Here is a 3,386-nt window from a genome sequence, read left to right as displayed (position 1 = left end):
GGTACCCGCCGGCCTCCTCTTCGGCCAGCCTGGCGGACATCCTGGAGCGAGTGCTCGACAAGGGCATCGTGATCGCGGGCGACATCCGCATCAACCTCCTCGACATCGAGTTGCTGACCATCAAGCTGCGCATCCTGATCGCCTCCGTCGACAAGGCGAAGGAGATGGGCATCGACTGGTGGGAGCACGACGCGTCGCTGTCCTCCCGCCACCAGGACCGGTCGGACCGGTCGCTGGCCGACGAGAACGACCGGCTGCGCGCCGAACTGGCCGAACTGCGCCGCGCCTCCGCGCTGCCCGGGGCGGCGCAGGACGGCCCCGGCCGGACCGCCCACCGCGACCGCGAGGACGCGGCCCCCGCCGCCGAGCCCGTGAAACGCAGGCCGCCGTCATGAGCGCCCCGCCGACGGGCCCGCTGACGTACGTCTACGCCGTCACGCCCCCGGCGCCTGCGGTGCGGCTGCTGCTGCCCTCGCTCACCGGTGTGGGGGGCCGTCCCGTCACGCTGCTGCACGCACCCGGTGACGATCCGGGCCCGGTCGCGTTCGTGATCAGCGAGGTCCCGCGGCCCGAGTGGGACGAGGACGCCCTCAAGGCCCGTTTCGAGGACCTGCGGTGGCTGGAGGACGCCGCGCGCTCCCACCACCGGGTGGTCGAGGCCCTCGCCGCGCACACCACCGTCCTGCCGCTGCGCCTGGCCACCCTCTACGAGGACCGCGCGGGCGCGCTGGGCGCGCTGCGCGCCCGGGGCCAGGCCTTCGCCACCCGGCTGGCCCGCCTCAGCGGGCACACCGAGTACGGCGTCAAGGTCCACGTGCTGCCCGCCCCTCCCCCGCGGGCCGCCGCGCCGGCCACCGCCGCGAGCCCGGGGCGGGCCTACCTCCAGGCCCGGCGTGCCCAGCGGCACGACCACGAGGACCGCTTCCGGCAGGCGGGGCTGGCCGCCGGACGCGTCTGCGCCGTCGCCGGACGCTTCGCCGCGGACCGGGTCGCCCACCCCGTCCAGAGCGGACCGCTCACCGCCGCGTCGCCGGAGGAGAACGTCCTCAACGACGCCTACCTGGTGCCCGACGCGCAGGCCGAAGCCTTCCTGACGGCCCTGGCCGCAGCGGCCCACGACCTGCCGGGGGTGCGCGTGGAGGTGACGGGGCCGTGGGCCCCCTACTCCTTCGCCGCCCCTCCGGCCCCGCCCGCGGCGCCGTGAACACCGTGGACGGCACGGGGCCCGCCGACCGTCGCGAGGCCGCCCTGCCCGGGCGGCAGGTGGCCCTCGTCGACCTCCTCGACCGGCTCCTTGCGGGCGGGGTCGTCATCGCGGGCGACCTGGTGCTGTCGATCGCCGACATCGACCTCGTACGGATCTCCCTGCGCGCCCTGGTCTGCTCCGTCGCCACCGCCGACTCCCCCCGGCCCCCGGACGGTGGGCACGATGACCGCTGACGCCCCCTCGCCCCGGCCTCCCGGCCCGCCCGGCCCACCCGGGCTGCGCCACGTCGGTGACGCGATGGCCGAGGCCCTGCGCCTGCTGCCCGCCACCCCGGCCGAAACGGCCGGCCCGCGTGCCCCCGGCGGACGGCTGCGCACCGGCCCCGACAGCGCGGCCGAGGACCTCGTCAGGCTCGTCCTGACCCTGGTGGAGCTGCTGCGCCAGCTCATCGAACGCCAGGCGCTGCGCCGCGTCGAGGCGGGCGGCCTCAGCGAGGCGCAGGAGGAGGAGCTCGGGGCCACGCTGCTCGCCCTCCACGAGGCGATGAGCGAGCTGTGCGACCGGCACGGCTACCGTCTCGCCGACCTCAACCTGGACCTGGGGCCCCTCGGCCCGCTGCTGCCGCCGGAATGACACGGGGGGAGGGCGGCCCTGCGGTTCCGGCAGCGCCGGGCGCACGGCCGGGCTACGCTCCGCAGGATGGAACGCGCAGAGATACTCAAGCGGGTGATCGGGATCCTCACCGAGGCCCAGGACGTCCGCCGGGCCGTGGAGAGCGGGCCGGACGACGAGGACGCCGGTCCGCAGGAGGCGCCCGGCGTGGCCACGCTGCTGCTGAACGAGATGCTGCCGTCGATCCGGGTACCCGCCGACGCCACGCCCCAGCAGGTCGCGGCCCTCGTCGCCGAGGCCCTGGGCCCTGCGCTGCACACGATGGTGTCCGGGTTCAGCCTGGCGTTCACCAGCCTGGCGATCGCGCACGACAACGGGCGTACGGACGTGTCCTCCATCGAGGTGCTGCAGGAACTCGCCCTGGAGGTCGAGGCGGGCACGTACGACGAGGGCGCGTAGCGCCGCGCGGGGCGGGGTGCGGGGTGCGGGGCGGGGTGCGGGCGGCCCCGCCGCGTCCTCGGGGCAGTCCCGGACTCAGGGGAGTCCCAGTCTCAGGGCCGGGCAGGCGGGGCCGTCGCCCTCGGACGTCGCCGCGTCGGGCGTCGCGAACACGTGCACGGTGACGGTCGGGCCGGCTTCGCGTACGGCGTGCATGCGGTGGTAGAAGGTCTCGTCGAAGCAGAACGCGTTGCCGGCGCCGATCTCCGTGGTGTGCGGGGCGCTGCCCAGCCTGGCCCGCTCGTGGGTGAGGGCGCCGCGGGCCACGTACACCGCGCCCCTGACCTGCTCGTGGTCGAGGTAGCCGGTGCCCGGCGGCATGTGCTGCCAGCTGATGGCCCACACGCCGATCCGGTCGGCCCGGAAGAGTTGGATCCAGTTGCCCTCGCCGTCCGGTTGCGCGAGCCGGGGCCGCCAGCGGAGGTAGTCGCGGCCCACCTCGTAGGCGATCTCCATGAGCTCCTCGGGTTCGGGGAGCGGGCCGTCGGGGCGCCGGACCACCGGTTGCGTCTCCATCACTCACCCACCGCCTCACTCACCGCGGTCCTCGGACCGGGCGCACCGCTCGGGTGCCGCGCGGCTGCTGTGCCGGGCGGCACCGTTCGTTCGCGGGACGCCTGCCCGGGCGGGGGCGGTTCATGCCTCGGCGGGGGACCGGCGGGTACGGGCCGCCGGGAGCGCGGGGGTTCGTGGAGCGGACTGCCGCGGGGCGGGGGCTTCGTTTGCGGCGCAGCGCCCCGGCGGGCGGCGCCCCCATGATGGGGGTGACGGGAAGGAGCCGACCATGGCCGCGTCCGTCGCGTACACCCACCGGCCCGGGCAGCCGCCCGGGGACCGGTACCCGGCCCCGGGCGAGAACGGCGACGGGTGCGGACGGACGGTGGTGTGCGTGGCCGGGGCGGTCCAGGAGGAGGACGTGCCCCGGCTCGTGGCGGTCTGCGAGGCCGCCCTGGCCGCCTCCCCGGCCGGCATCGACCTGGACCTGGCGGGGGTGACCTGCTGTAGCCCCGCCGCGCGTACGGCCCTGACCCGCTACTGGGAGCAGGTCCGCGCGTCCGGCCGGACGGTG

At 76.3% G+C, this 3,386-nt stretch carries 6 protein-coding genes and 1 pseudogene; 6 read left to right on the top strand and 1 reads right to left on the bottom strand.

Annotated features, from left to right (window positions below; all coding sequences use genetic code 11):
• The 5 genes from ACFVXK_RS37715 to ACFVXK_RS37695 form a co-directional block, all read left to right on the top strand.
• Positions 1-395 (top strand): gas vesicle protein (locus ACFVXK_RS37715; protein ID WP_389621636.1); only part of this gene is annotated, 395 nt, incomplete at its 5' end.
• Positions 392-1,204: a GvpL/GvpF family gas vesicle protein gene (locus ACFVXK_RS37710; protein WP_389621633.1), complete on the top strand. Its 813-nt coding sequence runs from the start codon at positions 392-394 to the stop codon at positions 1,202-1,204. The genes ACFVXK_RS37715 and ACFVXK_RS37710, both read left to right, overlap by 4 nt.
• Complete coding sequence (locus tag ACFVXK_RS37705) at positions 1,201-1,440, top strand: gas vesicle protein (protein WP_389621630.1); 240 nt, start codon at positions 1,201-1,203, stop codon at positions 1,438-1,440. Before ACFVXK_RS37710 ends, ACFVXK_RS37705 begins: the two co-directional genes overlap by 4 nt.
• Positions 1,430-1,840, top strand: coding sequence for a gas vesicle protein K (locus tag ACFVXK_RS37700; protein ID WP_389621627.1), 411 nt, complete (start codon positions 1,430-1,432; stop codon positions 1,838-1,840). Before ACFVXK_RS37705 ends, ACFVXK_RS37700 begins: the two co-directional genes overlap by 11 nt.
• A gap of 66 nt (positions 1,841-1,906) precedes the next feature.
• The gene (locus tag ACFVXK_RS37695) at positions 1,907-2,278 is read left to right on the top strand and encodes a hypothetical protein (RefSeq protein WP_389621624.1); all 372 of its coding nucleotides are present in this window, start codon (positions 1,907-1,909) and stop codon (positions 2,276-2,278) included.
• Positions 2,279-2,353: 75 nt separating this feature from the next.
• On the opposite strand, the gene ACFVXK_RS37690 is transcribed toward ACFVXK_RS37695, so the two are convergent.
• Positions 2,354-2,833 carry a hypothetical protein gene (locus tag ACFVXK_RS37690; RefSeq protein WP_389621621.1) on the bottom strand — a complete coding sequence of 160 codons (480 nt, stop codon included), beginning with the start codon at positions 2,831-2,833 and terminating at the stop codon, positions 2,354-2,356.
• A gap of 268 nt (positions 2,834-3,101) precedes the next feature.
• On the opposite strand from ACFVXK_RS37690, the pseudogene ACFVXK_RS37685 reads away from it, so the two are divergent.
• A pseudogene (locus ACFVXK_RS37685) lies at positions 3,102-3,386 on the top strand (hypothetical protein); the annotation flags it as partial.

The sequence above is a fragment of the Streptomyces sp. NPDC058157 genome (assembly GCF_042884105.1).
Taxonomy (GTDB): Bacteria; Actinomycetota; Actinomycetes; order Streptomycetales; family Streptomycetaceae; genus Streptomyces.
Note: the sequence above shows the minus strand (reverse complement) of the source record. Positions and strands in the feature narration are given on the sequence as shown.

What these genes read in the sequence shown, in the direction of transcription:
- ACFVXK_RS37700 (WP_389621627.1), top strand. Translation starts at nt 1,430, where the DNA reads ATGACCGCTGACGCCCCCTCGCCCCGGCCTCCCGGCCCGCCCGGCCCA.
- ACFVXK_RS37710 (WP_389621633.1), top strand. Translation starts at nt 392, where the DNA reads ATGAGCGCCCCGCCGACGGGCCCGCTGACGTACGTCTACGCCGTCACG.
- ACFVXK_RS37695 (WP_389621624.1), top strand. Translation starts at nt 1,907, where the DNA reads ATGGAACGCGCAGAGATACTCAAGCGGGTGATCGGGATCCTCACCGAG.
- ACFVXK_RS37690 (WP_389621621.1), bottom strand. Translation starts at nt 2,833, where the DNA reads ATGGAGACGCAACCGGTGGTCCGGCGCCCCGACGGCCCGCTCCCCGAA.